17 protein-coding genes are annotated in these 17,551 nt (G+C 70.7%); 14 read left to right on the top strand and 3 right to left on the bottom strand.

Features of this window, described 5'->3' with window-relative positions; genetic code table 11:
- Positions 1-242: 242 nt before the first annotated feature.
- The 4 genes from PV396_RS36790 (at position 243) to PV396_RS36775 (ending at position 4,345) form a co-directional block, all read left to right on the top strand.
- Complete coding sequence (locus PV396_RS36790) at positions 243-731, top strand: hypothetical protein (RefSeq protein WP_319212227.1); 489 nt, start codon at positions 243-245, stop codon at positions 729-731.
- Positions 732-905: 174 nt separating this feature from the next.
- Positions 906-1,979, top strand: a complete 1,074-nt coding sequence (locus tag PV396_RS36785; RefSeq protein ID WP_319212225.1) for an LLM class flavin-dependent oxidoreductase — start codon at positions 906-908, stop codon at positions 1,977-1,979.
- A gap of 185 nt (positions 1,980-2,164) precedes the next feature.
- Positions 2,165-2,905 (top strand): response regulator transcription factor, encoded by a 741-nt coding sequence (locus PV396_RS36780; protein WP_319212244.1) that lies wholly within the window; start codon positions 2,165-2,167, stop codon positions 2,903-2,905.
- Positions 2,906-4,345 carry a HAMP domain-containing sensor histidine kinase gene (locus PV396_RS36775; protein ID WP_319212223.1) on the top strand — a complete coding sequence of 480 codons (1,440 nt, stop codon included), beginning with the start codon at positions 2,906-2,908 and terminating at the stop codon, positions 4,343-4,345. It begins immediately after the preceding gene.
- Positions 4,346-4,434: 89 nt separating this feature from the next.
- On the opposite strand, the gene PV396_RS36770 is transcribed toward PV396_RS36775, so the two are convergent.
- Together PV396_RS36770 and PV396_RS36765 are read right to left on the bottom strand one after the other, a co-directional pair.
- Positions 4,435-5,040: a DUF305 domain-containing protein gene (locus PV396_RS36770; RefSeq protein WP_319212221.1), complete on the bottom strand. Its 606-nt coding sequence runs from the start codon at positions 5,038-5,040 to the stop codon at positions 4,435-4,437.
- A gap of 51 nt (positions 5,041-5,091) precedes the next feature.
- Complete coding sequence (locus PV396_RS36765) at positions 5,092-5,520, bottom strand: DUF6153 family protein (RefSeq protein WP_319212219.1); 429 nt, start codon at positions 5,518-5,520, stop codon at positions 5,092-5,094.
- 282 nt (positions 5,521-5,802) lie between these two features.
- Between PV396_RS36765 and PV396_RS36760 the strand changes: the two genes are divergently transcribed.
- The 10 genes from PV396_RS36760 to PV396_RS36715 all read left to right on the top strand — a co-directional run bounded on the left by PV396_RS36760 (position 5,803) and on the right by PV396_RS36715 (position 16,178).
- Positions 5,803-7,581: a glycoside hydrolase family 3 N-terminal domain-containing protein gene (locus PV396_RS36760; RefSeq protein ID WP_319212217.1), complete on the top strand. Its 1,779-nt coding sequence runs from the start codon at positions 5,803-5,805 to the stop codon at positions 7,579-7,581.
- Between the two features lie 195 nt (positions 7,582-7,776).
- Positions 7,777-8,346 (top strand): O-methyltransferase, encoded by a 570-nt coding sequence (locus tag PV396_RS36755; RefSeq protein WP_319212215.1) that lies wholly within the window; start codon positions 7,777-7,779, stop codon positions 8,344-8,346.
- A gap of 81 nt (positions 8,347-8,427) precedes the next feature.
- Positions 8,428-9,432 (top strand): thiamine pyrophosphate-dependent dehydrogenase E1 component subunit alpha, encoded by a 1,005-nt coding sequence (locus PV396_RS36750; RefSeq protein ID WP_319212214.1) that lies wholly within the window; start codon positions 8,428-8,430, stop codon positions 9,430-9,432.
- Positions 9,429-10,379, top strand: a complete 951-nt coding sequence (locus PV396_RS36745; protein ID WP_319212212.1) for an alpha-ketoacid dehydrogenase subunit beta — start codon at positions 9,429-9,431, stop codon at positions 10,377-10,379. Before PV396_RS36750 ends, PV396_RS36745 begins: the two co-directional genes overlap by 4 nt.
- Before the next feature lie 2 nt (positions 10,380-10,381).
- Positions 10,382-11,623 (top strand): pyridoxal phosphate-dependent aminotransferase, encoded by a 1,242-nt coding sequence (locus PV396_RS36740; protein ID WP_319212210.1) that lies wholly within the window; start codon positions 10,382-10,384, stop codon positions 11,621-11,623.
- A complete protein-coding gene (locus tag PV396_RS36735; RefSeq protein WP_319212209.1) occupies positions 11,602-12,801 on the top strand; it encodes an aminotransferase class III-fold pyridoxal phosphate-dependent enzyme in 1,200 nt (399 codons plus the stop codon). Before PV396_RS36740 ends, PV396_RS36735 begins: the two co-directional genes overlap by 22 nt.
- Positions 12,802-12,835: 34 nt before the next feature.
- Positions 12,836-13,108 (top strand): hypothetical protein, encoded by a 273-nt coding sequence (locus PV396_RS36730; RefSeq protein ID WP_319212207.1) that lies wholly within the window; start codon positions 12,836-12,838, stop codon positions 13,106-13,108.
- Positions 13,105-13,794 (top strand): RraA family protein, encoded by a 690-nt coding sequence (locus PV396_RS36725; RefSeq protein ID WP_319212206.1) that lies wholly within the window; start codon positions 13,105-13,107, stop codon positions 13,792-13,794. Before PV396_RS36730 ends, PV396_RS36725 begins: the two co-directional genes overlap by 4 nt.
- A 15-nt stretch (positions 13,795-13,809) precedes the next feature.
- A complete protein-coding gene (locus PV396_RS36720) occupies positions 13,810-15,024 on the top strand; it encodes a cytochrome P450 (RefSeq protein WP_319212204.1) in 1,215 nt (404 codons plus the stop codon).
- The gene (locus PV396_RS36715) at positions 15,021-16,178 is read left to right on the top strand and encodes a hypothetical protein (RefSeq protein WP_319212203.1); all 1,158 of its coding nucleotides are present in this window, start codon (positions 15,021-15,023) and stop codon (positions 16,176-16,178) included. Before PV396_RS36720 ends, PV396_RS36715 begins: the two co-directional genes overlap by 4 nt.
- On the opposite strand, the gene PV396_RS36710 is transcribed toward PV396_RS36715, so the two are convergent.
- Positions 16,156-17,541, bottom strand: coding sequence for an FAD-binding oxidoreductase (locus PV396_RS36710; RefSeq protein WP_319212201.1), 1,386 nt, complete (start codon positions 17,539-17,541; stop codon positions 16,156-16,158). The two genes, PV396_RS36715 and PV396_RS36710, sit on opposite strands and share 23 nt — an antisense overlap.
- Between the last annotated feature and the right edge of the window lie 10 nt (positions 17,542-17,551).

Here is a 17,551-nt window from a genome sequence, read left to right as displayed (position 1 = left end):
GCCGCCGCCCGCCGCCCGCCGCCGCCCGCCGCCCGCCGCCGCCCGCTGCCTGTCGCCGGTCGCCGCCGCCCGTCGGTCTTTGGTCGTCGGTCGCCGCCCGTCGGTCGTCGGACGCTCGCCGTCACCTGTTGGAGGGCGCCTGTGCCGGGCGCCAGGTGGGATACATCGGTTCGACGGTCTTCGGCCCGTCGGTCTTCGTCGGTCCTCGGTGGTTGTTCTCTCTGCGGTGAGGAGTGGGTGGCGTGCGGGTTCGGGTGCGTGGGCTGGTGGCGGGTGCGGTGGCGGTGGTGCTCGGGGTGGCCGGGGTGGTCGGGAGCGGGGGGTTCGCGGGGGCCGACAGTGGTGGGCCGGAGGCCGATCTGGCCTATCACGGGGCCGTCTCGCTGGACCGGGGTCGGATCGATCTGCGGGTGACCCCGCGTAACCACGGGCCGTCCGCCGTCGCCGACGCGACCGTGCGGCTGACCTGGTCGGCGCCGCTGGCAGCCCGCCAGCAGTTGCCCGAGGGGTGTGCGCGGGTCGGGGCGCGGGTGGTGGTGTGCCGTACTGGGGCGCTGGCCGCCGACGGTGTGGGTGAGCAGATCGGGCTGAGGCTCCGGCTTCGGGGCGCGCCCTCCGAGGTGACGCTGGACCTCGGTACGGTCTGGAACGGCGGGCTCGTGGACCGTAACCGGGGCAACGACCGGCAGCGCGTGCTCGTCCTCGACACGGGGGACGCGTACTACTTCTGACGGCCTCTGTCTGCGGCCCCGCGCGCGGCTCACCATCACCTCCGGGACGGTGAGCCGCGCGCAGGCGTGTGCGGGAAGGCCTGCGGAATACCTCCGGAATAGCTCCGGAGGGGGCGCGGTTGTCGACCCAGGACGCTATAGTTGAACGGTAAACAACCTGGAGGGTGAGCGACCATGCAGTTCGGGATCTTCAGCGTCGGCGATGTCACGCCGGACCCCACCACGGGCCGTACGCCGACCGAGCGTGAGCGGATCAAGGCCATGGTCGCGATCGCGCTCAAGGCGGAGGAGGTCGGCCTCGACGTCTTCGCGACCGGCGAGCACCACAACCCGCCGTTCGTGCCCTCGTCCCCGACCACGATGCTCGGCTACATAGCCGCGCGGACGGAGAAGCTGGTCCTCTCCACCGCCACCACCCTCATCACCACCAACGACCCGGTGAAGATCGCGGAGGACTTCGCGATGCTCCAGCACCTGGCCGACGGGCGCGTGGACCTCATGATGGGGCGCGGCAACACCGGACCGGTGTACCCCTGGTTCGGGCAGGACATCCGCGAGGGCATCAACCTCGCCGTCGAGAACTACGCCCTGTTGCGCCGGCTGTGGCGCGAGGACGTCGTCAACTGGGAGGGGAAGTTCCGGACGCCGTTGCAGGGGTTCACCTCGACACCCCGGCCCCTGGACGACGTACCGCCATTTGTCTGGCACGGGTCGATCCGCTCGCCCGAGATCGCCGAGCAGGCGGCCTACTACGGCGACGGCTTCTTCCACAACAACATCTTCTGGCCGGCCGACCACACCAGGCGGATGGTCGAGCTGTACCGCTCCCGGTACGGGCACTACGGGCACGGCACGCCCGAGCAGGCCATCGTGGGGCTGGGCGGCCATGTGTTCATGCGGAAGAGCTCGCAGGACGCGGTACGCGAGTTCCGGCCGTACTTCGACAAGGCGCCGGTGTACGGGCACGGCCCGTCCCTGGAGGACTTCGCCGAGCAGACGCCGCTGACCGTCGGGTCGCCGCAGCAGGTGATCGAGAAGACGCTGGCCTTTCGGGAGTACGCCGGGGACTATCAGCGCCAGCTGTTTCTGATCGACCATGCGGGGTTGCCGTTGAAGACGGTGCTTGAGCAGCTCGACATGCTCGGCGAGGAGGTCGTGCCGGTGTTGCGGGCCGAGTTCGCCAAGGGGCGTTCCGCTGATGTGCCGGATGCGCCTACGCACGCGTCTCTGCTGGACGCGGCGCGGTGAGCGCTGTGACGGGTGCGGTTTGATGTCGGGTGCCGGCTCGTTGTGGCTTGTCGCGCAGTTCCCCGCGCCCCTGGGGGGTTGCCCCCTCGGCGGGTTTCCAGGGGAGGGCGAGAGGGGGAGTGCGCGGGGGAGAGTGAGAGGCGAGTAAGAGGGGGGCTTGGCACACTTGGTGGGTGTCGCAAACCGTGTTGCTCGCCGAGGACGATCGCGCCATCCGTCACGCCCTGGAGCGGGCCCTGACTCTGGAGGGGTACCGGGTCACCGCGGTCGCCGACGGGGTCGAGGCGCTTGCCCAGGCGCATCGCACCCCGCCGGACGTGCTCGTCCTCGATGTGATGATGCCCGGCATCGACGGGCTGCAGGTGTGCCGGGTGCTGCGTGCCGAGGGGAACCGGACGCCGATCCTGATGCTCACCGCGCTCGTCGAGACCGCCGACCGGATCGCCGGGCTCGACGCGGGCGCCGATGACTACGTCGTGAAGCCGTTCGACGTGGAGGAGGTCTTCGCCCGCCTCCGGGCGCTGCTGCGCCGCACCGCCCCCGACGAGCAGCGCCCGCTCAGGAGCGTCGCCGCCCCCACCGGTGTACCCGCCTCCCACCTGGCGAAGGAACCCGCCGTCCCCGAGCGGCAGCTCACCGCGGCCGGGCTGCGGATGGATCTCCAGGCGCGGCGGGTGTGGCGCGGGACGCGGGAGCTGGAGCTGACCCGCACCGAGTTCGAGCTGCTGGAACTGCTCGTGCGCAACGCCGGGATCGTGCTCGACCACTCCACGATCTACGACCGTATCTGGGGCTACGACTTCGGTCCCGGCTCGAAGAACCTCGCCGTGTACGTCGGTTATCTGCGTCGCAAGCTCGACGAGCCGGGCGCCTCGCAGCTGATCCACACGGTGCGAGGCGTGGGTTACGTCCTCCGGGAGGACTGAGTGGCCCTGCGGAGGGAGGGGCTGGCCTCGTTGCGGACCACCTTCGCCGTGTCGTTCGCCGCCGTGGCGGCCGGGGTGACGGTGCTGGTCGGGTTCCTGTCGTACGACGCCGCCGCGCGGCTGGTCCGGGTGGACCAGCAGTCCGCCTTCGCCGAGGTCGTGGAGGACCTCCAGGACGAGGTGCGGCACAACACGATGACCCCGCAGGACTTCTCGTCGTCCGAGCCGGGGCACGACATCGTGCGGCCCAGCCGTACCGACGTACAGGTGCTCGGGGCGGCCGGGGAGATCATCGACGGCGGCAGTCCGGGGCTGCCCGTCACCGCCGACGACCGCCGGATCGCCGCCTCCCCGGTCGCCGGGCTCGCCGTGCTGCACAAGGACGCCGACGTCGGCCAGGACGTCTACCGCATCGCGACCGTCTCGCTGGGCGGCGCCGGGCGGGACGGCCAGGAGGGTGTGGGGCGGGGCGCGGTGCAGGTCGCGCAGGAGTTCAGCGACACGGAGGACCTGCTGCGGGAGCTTCAGCAGCGGACGATCCTGATGGTGGCGGCGGTCGTCGTCGCGGCCGGGCTGTTCGGCTGGTGGCTGGCCCGGCGGATCACCTACCGGCTGCGCATCCTCGCCTCCGCCGCCGAGGACGTCGCCCGCACCCGCCGGCTCGGCATCCAGGTGCCGGTGACCGGGTCCGACGAGGTGGGACGCCTCGGGCGCTCCTTCGACCGGATGCTCGGCCGGCTCGCCCAGTCGGAGGAGGACCAGCGCCGACTGGTCCAGGACGCGGGACACGAGCTGCGCACCCCGCTCACCTCCCTGCGTACGAACATCTCGTTGCTCCGCCGGATCGACGAACTGCCGCCCGCGACCCGGGAGGACCTGGTCGACGACCTCGCCCTCGAGGCACGCGAACTCACCGACCTGGTCAACGAGTTGGTGGATCTGGCGGCCGGGCAGTCGGACACCGAGCCCAAGCAGCGCATCGACATCGCCGACATTGCGGACGAGGTCGCGGTGGTGGCCCGGCGGCGCACCGGGCGGGAGGTCGTCGTCCGGGCGAGCGGGGACACGGCCGTCGACGCGCGTCCCGCCGCGCTCCAGCGCGCGATGACCAACCTCGTCGAGAACGCGGCCAAGTTCGACCGGGGCGGCAGGGCGCCGATCGAGATCGCGGTCACCGGACCGGAGCGGGGACGCCAGGGCATACGGCACGGTGCGATCCGGGTGGAGGTGCTCGACCGGGGGCCCGGTATCGCCGAGGGCGATCTCGTGCGCCTGTTCGACCGTTTCTATCGTGCCGCCGACGCCCGTAGCCTGCCCGGCTCGGGGCTCGGCCTGTCGATCGTCCGTGAGGTGGCGATCGCGCACGGCGGGGCGCCGTTCGCCAACCAGCGGGACGGGGGCGGGGCGGTCATCGGGTTCACGGTCGGGGGAGAGGGCTGAGGAGAGGCTGGGGGGAGGGGCTGGGGAGAGGGCTGGGGCGGTGAGCCGCCCGGCCTGTCCGTGACCGGCCGGGCGGCTCACCGGCGGTGTCAGCTCTTGTCGGTCTTGCCGAGGAGCTTGTTCATCTCGGTGATCTCGGCGTTCTGGGTGCGGATGACGTCGTCGGCCATGGAGGTGGCGGGGCCGTACTTGCCCTTGGCCTTCTCGGTGGTGGCCATCGTCACGGCGCCCTTGTGGTGCTCGATCATCATGGTCAGAAAGTTCTTGTCGAACTCCTTGCCGGTGGCGGAGTGGTCCATGCCGGGCATCGATTCCATCCCTTCCATGGACTCCATGCCGGGCATCGACTCCGTCGACGTCGGGACGTCCTTGCCCCAGGTCTTCAGCCACCCGGACATGGTCTCGATCTCCGGTGCCTGGGCCTTCTCGATGCGGGCGGCGAGGTCCTTGACCTCGGGCGACGAGGCCTTGTCCGCCGCCTCCTCCGCCATCTCCAGGGCGCCCTTGTGGTGGGGGATCATGCCCTGCGCGAAGGTGACGTCCTGGGCATTGTGGTCCTCGGTCCTGGTGCCACCGCTGGCGCTGGCGCTGGCGCTGGTGTCGCTGTTGCCGTCGTCGCTGCCGCAGGCGGTGAGCGTGACGGCGAGTGCGGCTGTGGCGGCCATGACGACGAGAGTCCTACGGGTTTTGCGCATGCTGGAACTCCTGCTGTGGGGAAGGGAATCGAGGCGAGGTGGGGGTCGCCTCTAGATCCGCAGCAGTTGGAGTTCGGCGAGGGAGGGTGGCGCTCTCGCGCCCTCGGGGGACCGGGGCAGCGAGTGGCCGCCGCGGGCGGCCGGGGCCGAGGCGCCGGCCGGGTCGGGCACGAGGGCGGGGAGCGTGTGGCCCGCCGGGACGGCGCCGGACGCGCAGGTCGCGTCGGCGTGCTGGGTGTGGCCGCCGTGCGAGCCCATGCCGTGGCAGACGGATTCGTCGGCCGGCCCGGCCCGCATGCTCATGCTCATCTGCTGGGCCTGGACGCCGTGGTGGGAGGCGTCCGTCGTCCCGGCCGGCATACCGCCCGGCCCGAGGCCGTGCATCGCGAGGACACCGGCCAGCAGCCCGAGCACGACGAACGCCCGCACCCACCAGAACCGGCGGTGGGTGCGCTGCTGTCGCTGTGCGCGGGCTGTCATGTGGGGCATCTTGTCAGGAAGTACGGGCGAAACAGCGTTCCAGCTCATCCAGGGCGTAGAACTTGCTGCCCTTGTCCACCGGTCGGCAGCCCGCCTTGAACGCGGTCTCCTTCTCGTTGTAGAGCATCCGTACGAGAGTGGTGCCGAGAGTGGTGTCGCCCCGGGGGTGACCGTGGAATGGCCGATACGGAGTGGGGTTCTGGTTGTTTGATTCACCTTGTGCGGGAGATTTGGTGACTTCTATCATCTAGATCTTACTCGCGAGACCCCAGAGGCCACCCGATGACGTCGACGCAGCAGTCCGAGCAGCACCTGGCCGGCGGCCTCCCCGCCGACCTCGACGAAGCCGTGCACCGGTGCCTTGTCGCCGGTTTCGACGGCACCACCGGTGTCCCGCACACCCTCAAGGGGCTCATCGACCGGGGTCTCGGCGGGGTCATCCTCTTCACCCGTAACGTGCGTGACGCGGGCCAGGTCCGCCGTCTCACCGACGAGCTGCGCGCCCTGCGTCCCGATCTCCTGGTCGCCATCGACAACGAGGGCGGCGGCATCGGCCACCTCGTCGCCGCGGGCGCGCCCGAGGTCCCCGGCTCGTACGCCCTCGGCGTCGTCGACGACCCGGACCTCACCGCCCGCTGCGCCGACGCCCTCGCCGGTCACCTCGCCTCGCTCGGCATCACCGTCTCGTACGCTCCCGTGGCCGACCTCCAGCATCACCCCGACAACCCGATCGTCCGCACCCGCTCCTTCGGCGCCGACCCGGAACTCGCCGCCCGTCACCTCCGGGCCTGGATCACGGCCACCGAGGCGCGCGGGGTCGCGTCCTGCGCCAAGCACTTCCCCGGCCACGGCGGCACGGTGACCGACAGCCACCACGAGATGGCGGTCGACCCGCGGTCGTACGACGAGATCCTCGCCGATGTCGAGCCGTTCCGGGCGGCGGTGGCGGCGGGGGTGCCGATGCTGATGAGTGCGCATGTGGTGTACCCGGCGCTGGATCCGGAACGGCCCGCGACGCTCAGTCGCCGCATCCTGGGCGACCTGCTCCGCCACGAGCTCGGGTTCGAGGGGGTGCTTGTCAGCGACGCGCTCGAGATGAAGGCGATCGCCGACCGGTACGGCGAGGCGGCCGGCGCGCGGCTCGCCCTCGCGGCGGGTGCGGACCAGGTGATCGTGGCGGTACCGGACCTGTCGACGACACTGGCCTGCCGGGACGCGGTGATCGACGCGCTGCGGGAGGGGGTTCTCGCGGAGGAGCGGGTGCGGGAGGCGGCGGGGCGGGTGCGGGGGTTGGCTGAGCGGTACGCCTCCGGCGGGGTGGGCGGAGGGGGAGTGGGCGCCTCCGTCGGGGTCGGCGGATGGGACGCGGAGGCCGGGCTTGAGGCGGCTCGCCGGGCTGTTCGGGGTGGTTTCGCGGGGGTGGCCCGGTCGGGCGGGGTGGCGGGGTCGGGTGGGTCCCCAGGGTCGGGCGGGGTGGTGGGGTCGGCTGGGTCCCAGGGGTCTGCTGTGGTGGCCCGGTCGGGCGGGGTGGTGGGGTCGGGTGGGTCCCAGGGGTCTGCTGTGGTGGCCTGGTCGGGCGGGGCGGTGGGGTCGGCTGGGTCCCCGGGGTCTGCTGAGGTGGCCGGGGTGGCCGGGGTGGTCCGGTCGGGCGCGGGGGTCGGGGTGCGGGGGGCGTATGTCGTTGATCTGTTTCCGTCGCCGCATCCCGCGTTGAACTGGGGTGGGGAGGATCTGCTGAGTGCGGTGCGGGCGCTGGATCCGACGGCCGCGGGGGTGGCGTTGAACGAGGCGCCGGTGGAGCCGGGAGCTCTCGTCGAGGGGATTCTGCGGCGGGCCGCGGGGGCGCCGTTGGTGGTGGCTACGGCGGATGCGGGGCTGTATCCGTGGCAGGGGGAGCTGCGGGAGCGGTTGGTGGCCGGGCGGGGGGATGCGGTGGTGGTGGAGACGGGGTTGCCCGGTGGCGGTGGCCATGGGGGAGCCGCCGCCGGTGCGTTGTGTTCGTTCGGGCGGGGTCGGGTGAATTTGCGGGCATTGGCCGAGGTTTTGGTCGGGGGCGTCTGAGCAGTCGCAGCATCCGCCCTGTACCAAAGGTCGATTGACCCGAGGGTCGGCCACCGGAATGATTGGTCGGGTGGTTACGGGGAGTTGGGTGAAGAGACGCCGACGCAGTACGTCACTTTGTTCGTCGCATCGCACTGACAATCCGGCCGAGTTGCTGCCTGCCCGCAGGTACGGGATTCAAGGAATTGGACTGCGATGAGTGACGTTCCCGACATTGTTGTTGAGGCTCTGAAGTCCGCGGAGGCGCGGGGATTCGGGCTTTCCTGCGAGGAAATGGTGGGCAGGCTCCTTGCCACTCTCGCGAGTGCCGTTCCTCCCGGCGGGCGGGTTCTGGAGCTGGGCACCGGCGCCGGCGTCGGTGCGGCCTGGCTGGTCTCGGGGCTCGGGCAGCGAAGCGACGTCACGGTGCTCACGCTGGAGCGGGATCCGGAACTTGCCGTCGCGGCCCGGGAGTTCGCGTGGCCGGATTGGCTCGAGGTGCGGGTCGCCGACGCGGAGAAGGAGCTTCCGCAACTAGGGCGTTTCGACTTGGTCTTCGCCGACGCCGAAGGCGGAAAATGGTCCGGACTCGACCTGACCGTATCGGCGTTGCAGCCCTCTGGAATTCTGGTCGTCGACGATATGGACCTGTCCCGCTACCAATCCGCCGAGCATCGTGCATCGGTGACCCGTGTACGCGACGCGATTCTCTCCGATCCGCGTCTCGTGGCAGTGGATCTCCCTGTGGGCAGCGGAATCATGGTGGCCGCCAGGCGTCGCGACTGAGGTAATGCGGCCCGTTCATTTCCACGGCGTCTTTCGTGTTGCCGCACGCGATTCATTTCCCCTCACTCCAGGAGACGACTGATGAGTGATACCGGGCTGGTGGATGCCCCGGGCAAGGACATGAGCTCTTCCCAGGATCTGCTGTCGTTCTACGAGACGATGAGCCTCATTCGAGCGTACGAACACCGCATGATGGAACTGCGGACCGCGCGCGAGGTGGTCGGGCCCGTCCATCCGTATGTCGGTCAGGAGGCCGTCGCCGTCGGAGTGTGCGCCGCGCTGGAGCCGCGCGACCACTTGGTGAGCCACTACCGCGGACACGGGCACGCGCTGGCCAGGGGCACCTCGCCGGTCGCTCTGACCGCCGAACTGTTCGGCAGGAGCACGGGGTTGTGCGGCGGCAAGGCGGCGGCGCTCATCTCCGACCCGGACCACAACATCCTGGTCTCCAGCGGTCTGGTGGGCGCGGGCATTCCGATCGCGGCCGGGGCGGCGATGACGGAGCAGGTCCGCGGCACCGGCGGAGTGGCCGTGGTCTTCTTCGGCGACGGGGCGCTGGGCAGCGGAGTGGTCCACGAGACACTCAACATGGCCGTGACGCAGCGCCTCCCGTTGGTCATGGTGTGCGAGCACAACGGCTACCAGGGCGGCACCCGCACCGAGGAGGTGTACCCGGAGACCTCGCTGCTCAGGGTGGCTCAGGGGCACCGGATGCGCGCCGTCCCGGTCGACGGGAACGACGTGACGGCCGTACACCGCGCGGCCGGTGACGCGGTGTCGGCGGCGCGCGCCGGAGCGGGACCCACCTTCATCGAGGCCCGTACGTACCTGACGGAGTTCCACCTCCAGTTCGACAAACCGTCGACGGAGAAGCGCCCGGAGGACGAGCTGCGTCACTGGCGGGCGCGCGACCCGCTGATCCTGCTGGCCCGGCGGCTGCTGGCCGACGGAGTCGCGCAACAGGAGCTGGACCGTGCCCAGGAACGGTCGTCGGCCGTCGTCACGGACGCTGTGCAGCGAGCCCGGAACGCGCCGTGGCCCGAGCGGAGCCAGGTCTTCACCCACATCTGGCCGGAGGCGTCATGAACGAGTTGGCCGTGCTCGACCTCGTACTGGAAGAGGAAATGCGCCGGGACGAGCGGATCGTCCTCCTCGCCACCAGCACGCCGGAGCCTTGGCGGCGGGAGTTCGGGCCCGAGCGCATCCGCACGTGTCCCATATCCGAGCAGGCCATGACCGGCATGGGCGTCGGGGCCGCGATGACCGGACTGCGGCCCGTCGTCGATCTGAACCGCGCGTCCTTCACCTTCCTCGTCATGGATCAGCTGGCCAACCACGCGGCCAGGCTGCACTACATGTCCGACGGCGGCTACCGGGTGCCCATGGTCGTCACCTCGGCCACCCGCGGCCGTCAGCAGCTCGGTCCGCAGAACGAGCAGTGTCCGTACGGGGTGTTCATGCAGCTTCCCGGGTTCCGGGTGGTGGTGCCGGGATCGGCGGAGGACGCGTGCGGTCTGCTGCGCACAGCCGTCCGGGAGGACGGCCCGACCCTGTTCTTCGTCGCGCCGGAGCTGGCGCGCGGTGTGCGGCTGGCGGCCGCCCTGGCAGCCGAGCCGATCCCCTTCGGCCGGGCAGCCACCCTGAGTTCCGGTTCCGACGTGACGGTGGTGGCCATCGGCGGAGCCGTGCAGGTCGGAGTGAAGGCGGCGGCGCTGCTCGCCTCACAGGGTGTGTCCTGCGATCTGATCGACCCCAGGACCCTCGTTCCGCTGGATGTCGACACGATCGCGCGGTCCGTGCGTCGCACCGGTCGCCTGGTGTTCGTCGACGACGGGCCCCGCTCGGGCGCACCGGCTCAGATCCTCTCCGCGCTGCACGACGTCGAGGGACTGGCCGCGAGGCTGGGCGGCAGGGTCGGGTTCGTGTGCTGCCCCGACGTGCCGGTGCCGTCGACCCCCGCTCTGGAACAGCACACTTGGCCGCTGGAGCAGGACGTGGTGGACGTCGCGTTGAAGCTGCTGAAGGCGGTTTGACGGTGGGTTTCGCGGAGACGGCCGCGACCGCACCCCGGACCACTCCCGCGACCAAGGACACCCGGTCGCGATCGGCGCCGGCCCGTCGCCTCGAACGCGGTTCGGCGTTCGCCGTACGGGCCGAAGCCGCGCGCCTCGAGGCGGCGGGCCGGGACGTGGTGCATCTGGAGCTGGGCGAGCCGGACTGGCGGCCACCGCCCGCCGTGCTCGACGCGCTGCCGACTGCTTGCGTGGACGGCGGCCGGCGGTACACGGAGGCGGCCGGAGATCTCGATGTACGGATCCAAGTCGCCGACAGCTATACGGAGTTGATGGGGACGCGGGTCGACCCGGAGCGGGTCGTGCTGGTGCCGGGCAGCAACCTGGTCCTCTACCTCACGCTGCTGGCCGTCGCGGGGCCGGGGGACGAGGTGCTGCTGCCGGATCCGGGATTTCCGCCGTACGCGGAGCTGGTCCGGCTCGCGGGCGCGGTTCCCGTGCCCTATCCGCTGCGCGGCGAGACGGGCTTCCTGCCCGACGCCGACGAGATCGGCTCCCTGATGACCCGGCGCACCCGACTGATCATCGTCAACTCGCCGAACAATCCGACGGGTTCGGTCATCCCCGACGAACTGACCGAGAAGATCATGGAGGTCGTCGACAGGAACGGACTGTACGTGGTCTTCGACGAGGCCTACCGGGAGTTCAAACCGGGCGGAGGCCGGCCGTCCCTGTACGGAGAGCTCGCGGAGCATCCGCGGACGGTCTTCATGGAGTCCCTGTCCAAGAGCCACTCCATGTGCGGGTGGCGGGCCGGAATCGCCATCACCCGGCCGGAGTTGGCCAAGGATCTGGCGGACCTGATGGTGAACACCGCCTGCTGCATGCCGTCCATGGTCCAACGGATCATCCCGGCAGCCCTGAACAGCCGGGAGTGGCTCGCCGGGCGAGTGGCCGAAGCGGCCCGGCGCAGACACCTCGTGCACGGCGAACTCGTCACCATGCCCGGTATCCGGTCGGCGGCGGTGGGTGAGGGGCTCTACCTGTTCCCCGACATCACGCGCACAGGGCTGTCGGACCGGGAGTTCGCCCGCCGTCTGCTCGACGGGACAGGGGTGTCGGTGGTGCCGGGCAGCGTCTACGGCCGACAGGGCGCCGGACACGTCCGGATCGCCTGTACGCAATCGATCGAGCGGCTGACCGAAGCGATGAGACGTATGCGAATCTTTCTGGAAGGAACGGCATGGGCGAACGCGATTCCCTAGGCAGCCGGCGTCTCAGCGGCCTCGACGAGAGCGGGGCGCTGGGAGAACCGTATGTGCTGGTCGACGCCGACAACGCCACCCTCGTGCTCCGCGGCACCGACGGCCGGGTGCGCACGTGCTCCGATTTCATGTCGGCCTACGCCTCTGTCAACTTCGGGCACCGCAACCCGTACGTGGAAGAGGTTCTCTCCCAGGGCTCGGACATCTCGGCCCTGTTCTATCCGGAAGAGGCCGAGTCGCTCTCCCGGCGGCTGTGCGCCGCGGTCGGTGGCGAGCGGAGGGTTCTGTACCAGGTGGGCGGCAGCTTCGCGGTGTCCACCGCCTTCGCGCTGGCTCGCCGGCACCGACCGGGACGCATCCTGGCCATCGAAGGGGCCTTCCACGGACTCGGTCTGGACGCGCTGGCCGCGACGACCGTGCAGCGCGACATCGCCCTTCAGGACACCGGACTGTCCGCGCTGCTGTCCGCGCAGATCGAGCACCTGCCCGTCGGCTCCTTACCGGAGACCTGGCAGGACGTCTCGGCGGTCGTCTACGAACCCGTCCAGGGCGCGAACGGCTATGTGCCCCTGGACACCGACTGGCTCGTGGAACTGGAAGCAGCGGCGCGGAAGAACGGGGTGCTCACCATCTCGGACGAGATCCAGTGCGGTTTCCACCGGCACGGCTCGCTGAGTCCGTCACGGGCGTGGGGGCTCACGCCTGACATCGTCCTGTTCGGCAAGTCCCTGACCAACGGGGCGTATCCGCTCTCCGCCGTCGTCTACCGGTCCGAACTGGAGAACTCCGTCGCGGGGCGAGTGCACCTCGCGCACACCTTCCAGACGGCGACTCTCGGATTCCGCGCCGGGCTTCGGGTCTTCGGCTTCCTCGACAGCAACCCGGTGGCCGACATGGGCGAGCGTGTCGCGGAGCTCTTCCGTGACCGTGCCGAGAAGTGGTCCGCCGATGGTCTGGTGCGCGAACTGCATGTCACGGGCCCGGCCCTGTCGTTCGAGCCGACGACGGTGGCCGGCCCCGAGGCGGTGCGCTCGGCGTTCGACGACGGAGTGCTGATGCTGCAGGGGGGCGTGCGAGGTCAGCGGATCCGGATAGCTCCCCCCTTGACCACACCCCTCGAACAGATCACCGAAGGCCTTGACGTGGTGGGCGGAGTGCTGGCCGGCAGTCGGGCGTGACCCGTCCCATCGCACGGACACGTGAGGAGAGTTCATGGAAAGCGCCAAGTTCTACGACGAGCTACGGGGATTCCTGCTGTCGATACAGCCGGACGACGCCGGACGGGCCGGACTGGAAAGTCTCGGGCACGACGACAACCTCTTCGACCTCGGCCTGGTCACGTCCTTCTCGGTGATCCGCATGATCGTCTTCATCGAGACGCTGACGGGTTGCTCCCTCGACCTGGCCGAGCACGACATCGAGAGCTTCTACACCATGCGTGGTCTGTGGGAGCTCGTCCGGACAGAGGAGGCGGGCACCCGATGACAACCGTGTCCTCGAAATACAGCGAGGAACAGATCGCCACCTTCCGGCGTCGCTTCGCCGAGGTGGCCTGCGCACAACTCGCCGACAGCGCCGCCGAGTTCACCAACCCCCTCCCACTTCCCCTGGTGGCACGCAACGGCCTGCCCCGGGTGTGCGGACCGGTCTTCCCCGTCACCACGTCGGACGACATGCTGCCCTGCCTCCAGGGGCTGGCCGCGGCTCCTCCGGGCTGGGTGCTCTTCATCCACAACGAGATCAGCCCGTCCGAGGGACTGGCGGGTGACATCTTCGTCGCCTCCGCCGAGGTACAGCGACTGGGCGGGATCGTGGTGAACGGCGCGGTACGGGACCTGGAGGCGATCGCGGACATCCCGGTGCCGGTCTTCTCCACCGAGGTCAACTTCGTATCGGCGCGGACCACTTCCGTACTGGCCGAGGCCGTGCCCGACACAGTGGATGTGGCGGGCTGCCGGCTGGCCCCCGGCGACTGGATCTTCGGTGACGAGGACGGCTTCCTGATGTTGCCGGAGAGCCATGTGTCGGCTGTGCTCGCCTCCGGCGCGGTACTGCGCGAGCGGGAGGACCGGCTGCGCCGGACGATGCGCGAGCAAGGGCGGACCCTGGCCGATCTCACGGGCCTCGACGAGTTCATCGCGGGCTCCGGCCCCCTCAAGTTCAACCCCTAGCCGAGGAGGCCGCACGTGCCCACCAGGGCGAAGGACAGCCTGCGGGAGAACAGGCCCGTTCACGACATCGACTTCGCGGCGGCGGACTTCCAGCGGGACCCCTGGCCGACCTACGACTGGTACCGGGAGAACGAACCCGTGTCTCTGTCGCGGCGTTACGGCGCCCACTTCGTGTTCGGCTACGAACATGTACGCCGGGTGATGACCTCGCCCGACTTCACCGCCTTCCACCCCTTCCGGGTCAGCCGCCGGGCCTTCGGGCCGACCATGCTCGACCAGGACGGCGAGCATCACACGCGGCTCAGGTCGGCGGCGGCCGACCCCTTCCGGCCGCGTGCCGCAACGGAGTTCGGCCGCCGCGTGGTCGCGCCGCTGGCCGGGCGCATGCTGGACGACCTCCTGACGCGCGGGCACGGCGACTTCGTCGCCAGGCTCGCCGAGCGGCTGCCCATGGCGGTCGTCTGCCACGTCATGGGTCTCCCCGACGGCGATGCCGGCCGGCTGCGAGAGCTGATGCGGCCCCTGGTGGAGTACGTGGACCACGGCACCGTGAGTCTGGAGCAGGTCGTCGCCGCGCGCGGGGAGCTACGGAGCTACCTGCGTGCGGCCCTGTCGGCCCGCCCGGGGGCCGACGGCCTGCTGAACGCGCTGGCCGAGAACGGGACTCTCGACGAGGCCGACGTCGTCAACACCTCGGTCCTGCTGCTCGCGGCGGGCACGGAGACGACGGCGGCGGGCATCACCAATGTGCTCAGCCGGGTGGCCGCCGAGCCGGAGGTCTTCCACCGTCTGCGCGAGGACCGCTCTCTGGTCCGCGCGGTCGTGACCGAGACGCTGCGTCACGAACCGCCCCTGCACGTCACTCTGCGCTTCGCCGCCCGGGATGTGACGCTCGGAGGCGTCGACATCCCCGTGGGCACGCCGCTCCAGGTGGTGCTCGCCAGCGCGAACCGTGACCCCGCCGTGTACCCGAGCCCGCACGTGTGGGACCCGGAGCGGACGGTCCGGACACCGTTCACCTTCGGCATGGGACGGCACGTCTGTCTGGGCATGGGACTGGCCCAGCAGGAGCTGGAGATCGTGCTGCACGGCGTCCTGGACCGGGTCGAGGAACTCGGGCTCCGCGGTGGGCCGTTGGCCCCGGCACAGGGCCGCACCTTCCGCACGGTCCGTGACTTCGAATGCGTCTACCGGCTCCGGTCCGGGGGCGACGCGGTGAGGACGACATGAGCGGCGACATGGTGACCTGGCGGGCGCCGGCTCCGCTGGCACCGTCCCAGCGCAGGACGTTCGAGGATCTGCTGCCCTACTGTCTGCCGGGCGACGGCGGGTTCTCGCTGGAGCACACGGAGCCCGGGGCGACAGTGCGCTACCTCGCGAAGCCCGGTCACAGCACCGAGGTGACCGCCGGGCTGCTCGACGAGGCCCACGCGAGGGCGGCGCTGGAGACCGCGCGCCCGCCGCATGTGCTGCACGAGTTCGACGGCCCCGCCGGCTCCGGCGCGCCAGGGTCGGACGCCACCTGGGTGGGAACGGGACTGCGCGTCGGGGGAAGTGAACTGGCCCGGCTGGTAAGGGCGTTGGACACCGTCCTCCTCGGACTGGCGGACGAGGCGGGTGCCGCGGAGCGGCTCGTGCCGCACCTGGTGTCCTGGGAGACCCTCCGGCGCACCGGATACACGCGCAACTTCCCCCAGCACCTGACGACCTGCGCGGTGGTACGGGAGGACCTGCGGGCACTCGACCGGTTCGCCGGGGCGCCGGACCCGGTGGCCGCGGCGGCCGAGCTGACCCCCGCCCCCGTGGCCCTGGCGCCCGCGGTGTGCATGAACCTGTTCGCCGGACTCGCGGACGGCGCGTTGCCCGCGCCCACCGTCCTCACCGCGCGCGGCATGTGCGGTCGGTACGAGGTCGGGGCGCGGGCCGTCGCGACCCGCCTGTGGTCGTTCGACATGCGGGAGCTGGTGTACGTCGGGAACGCCGCCGGCGCCAGGTCGTTCCGCGACGCCATGCTGGACGCGGTCACCGACCTCGCCCGCGACGTGGGGCTGCCGAGTACCCTCACGACGGCCAGCGATCCCTTCTTCACCTCCGAGCGTGCCGACCTGCTGGGCTACCAGTCGGCGCTCAGCCTCAAGCACGAACTGCGCGGACAGTCGGCGGACGGTTCGCCGGCGGTGGCCGTCACCTCCGTCAATCTGCACAGGCAGCATTTCGGGCTCGAGTTCGGCATCACCCTGCCCGACGGCACACCCGCCCACTCCGCCTGTGTGGGTTTCGGCCTGGACCGCTGGGCGGAGTGGATACACGGCCACCTCGGCGGCGACCCGGACGACTGGCCCGAGATCCTGAGGGCGGCGGTCAGAAAACCTTGCCGGGATTGAAGATGCCCGCCGGATCCAGGGCGTGTTTGACCCGCCGATGCAGGTCAAGTACGACCGTGCTCAACTCGGCGGTCAGACCGCGCATCTTCAGCAGTCCGACGCCGTGTTCGCCGGTGACGGTGCCGCCCAGGCCGAGCGCCTCGTCGACGATCTGCTCCAGGGCCTCGTGGCCGCGTCGGCGGGCCTCCCCGTCGCCGTGCGCCACCACCACCATGGGGTGCAGGTTGCCGTCCCCCGCGTGCGCGAGGCTCGCGATGCGCACACCTTGCCCGGCCGCGACGCGCTCGATGCGTTCGAGCATCTCGGGCACGCGCATACGCGGCACGCAGACGTCTTCGGTGAGCACCGAACCGAGCCGTTCGAGCGCGGGGTAGACCAGCCTTCGCGCCGCGAACAGAGCCTCCGCCTCGGTCTCGTCGGACGACTGCCCGGTGGACGTCGCGCCCGCCGAACGGAAGGCGCGTACGACGGTGTCGGCCTCCTCGGCGCCGGCCGCTCCCGGGGCGTCCGTCCGGGCGAGCAGCAGCACGCTCCCACCGTCGGTCAGGCCCATGTTCTTCCAGTCGTCCACCGCCTGGAGGCAGTAGCGGTCGACGAGTTCCAGCGCGCTGGGAACCACACCCGAAGCGGTCACGGCCGCGACGGCGCGCCCCGCGGCGGCCAGGTCGTCGAAGTAGCCGAGGACGGTGCGTTCCGGGGAACGGGCCCCGCGCAGCCGCAGGGTGACCTCGGTGACCAGACCCAGGGTTCCCTCGGACCCGACCATCAGGCCGGCGAGTTCGTACCCGGCGGAGCTCTTGGCCGTGCGGCGGCCGAGCCGGACCACCTCGCCACGGCCCACCACGGCCTCCAGCCCCAGCACGTAGTCACGGGTGACCCCGTACTTCACGCAGCACACGCCGCCCGCGTTGGTGGCGACGTTGCCGCCGATGGTCGACCACGGGGAGCTGGCCGGATCCGGTGGATACCACAGTCCACGCTGTGCGCAGGCCTCCCTCAACTCGTCGTTGACGACGCCGGGTTGCACGACTGCGACGCGTTCGTTCGGGTCGATGGCCAGGATCCGGTTCATCGCCTCGAAGGAGATCACCACGCAGCCGGGCACCGCGTTGGCTCCGCCCGACAGGCCGGTACCCGCTCCCCGGGCCACGACGGGGACACCCCGCGCGGCGCAGCCGGCGACCACGGTCGCGACCTCGGCGGTCTCGTGCGGTCGTACGACGGCGGCGGGTATCGCATAGGGGGCCGTGTCCGCCTGGTCCCGCGCGTAGGAAGCGAGGAGGGCGGGATCGGTGACGACGCGCCCGGGCGGAAGGGCCTGCGCGATTTCCAGAACCGTTTTATCCAGGGCTTTTATATCCACGTGAGCACGT

The organism is Streptomyces sp. ME02-8801-2C (genome assembly GCF_033793965.1).
Taxonomy (GTDB): domain Bacteria; phylum Actinomycetota; class Actinomycetes; order Streptomycetales; family Streptomycetaceae; genus Streptomyces.
Note: the sequence above shows the minus strand (reverse complement) of the source record. Positions and strands in the feature narration are given on the sequence as shown.

What these genes read in the sequence shown, in the direction of transcription:
- PV396_RS36785 (WP_319212225.1), top strand. Translation starts at nt 906, where the DNA reads ATGCAGTTCGGGATCTTCAGCGTCGGCGATGTCACGCCGGACCCCACC.
- PV396_RS36770 (WP_319212221.1), bottom strand. Translation starts at nt 5,040, where the DNA reads ATGCGCAAAACCCGTAGGACTCTCGTCGTCATGGCCGCCACAGCCGCA.
- PV396_RS36765 (WP_319212219.1), bottom strand. Translation starts at nt 5,520, where the DNA reads ATGACAGCCCGCGCACAGCGACAGCAGCGCACCCACCGCCGGTTCTGG.
- PV396_RS36760 (WP_319212217.1), top strand. Translation starts at nt 5,803, where the DNA reads ATGACGTCGACGCAGCAGTCCGAGCAGCACCTGGCCGGCGGCCTCCCC.
- PV396_RS36755 (WP_319212215.1), top strand. Translation starts at nt 7,777, where the DNA reads ATGAGTGACGTTCCCGACATTGTTGTTGAGGCTCTGAAGTCCGCGGAG.
- PV396_RS36750 (WP_319212214.1), top strand. Translation starts at nt 8,428, where the DNA reads ATGAGTGATACCGGGCTGGTGGATGCCCCGGGCAAGGACATGAGCTCT.
- PV396_RS36745 (WP_319212212.1), top strand. Translation starts at nt 9,429, where the DNA reads ATGAACGAGTTGGCCGTGCTCGACCTCGTACTGGAAGAGGAAATGCGC.
- PV396_RS36735 (WP_319212209.1), top strand. Translation starts at nt 11,602, where the DNA reads ATGGGCGAACGCGATTCCCTAGGCAGCCGGCGTCTCAGCGGCCTCGAC.
- PV396_RS36730 (WP_319212207.1), top strand. Translation starts at nt 12,836, where the DNA reads ATGGAAAGCGCCAAGTTCTACGACGAGCTACGGGGATTCCTGCTGTCG.
- PV396_RS36725 (WP_319212206.1), top strand. Translation starts at nt 13,105, where the DNA reads ATGACAACCGTGTCCTCGAAATACAGCGAGGAACAGATCGCCACCTTC.
- PV396_RS36715 (WP_319212203.1), top strand. Translation starts at nt 15,021, where the DNA reads ATGAGCGGCGACATGGTGACCTGGCGGGCGCCGGCTCCGCTGGCACCG.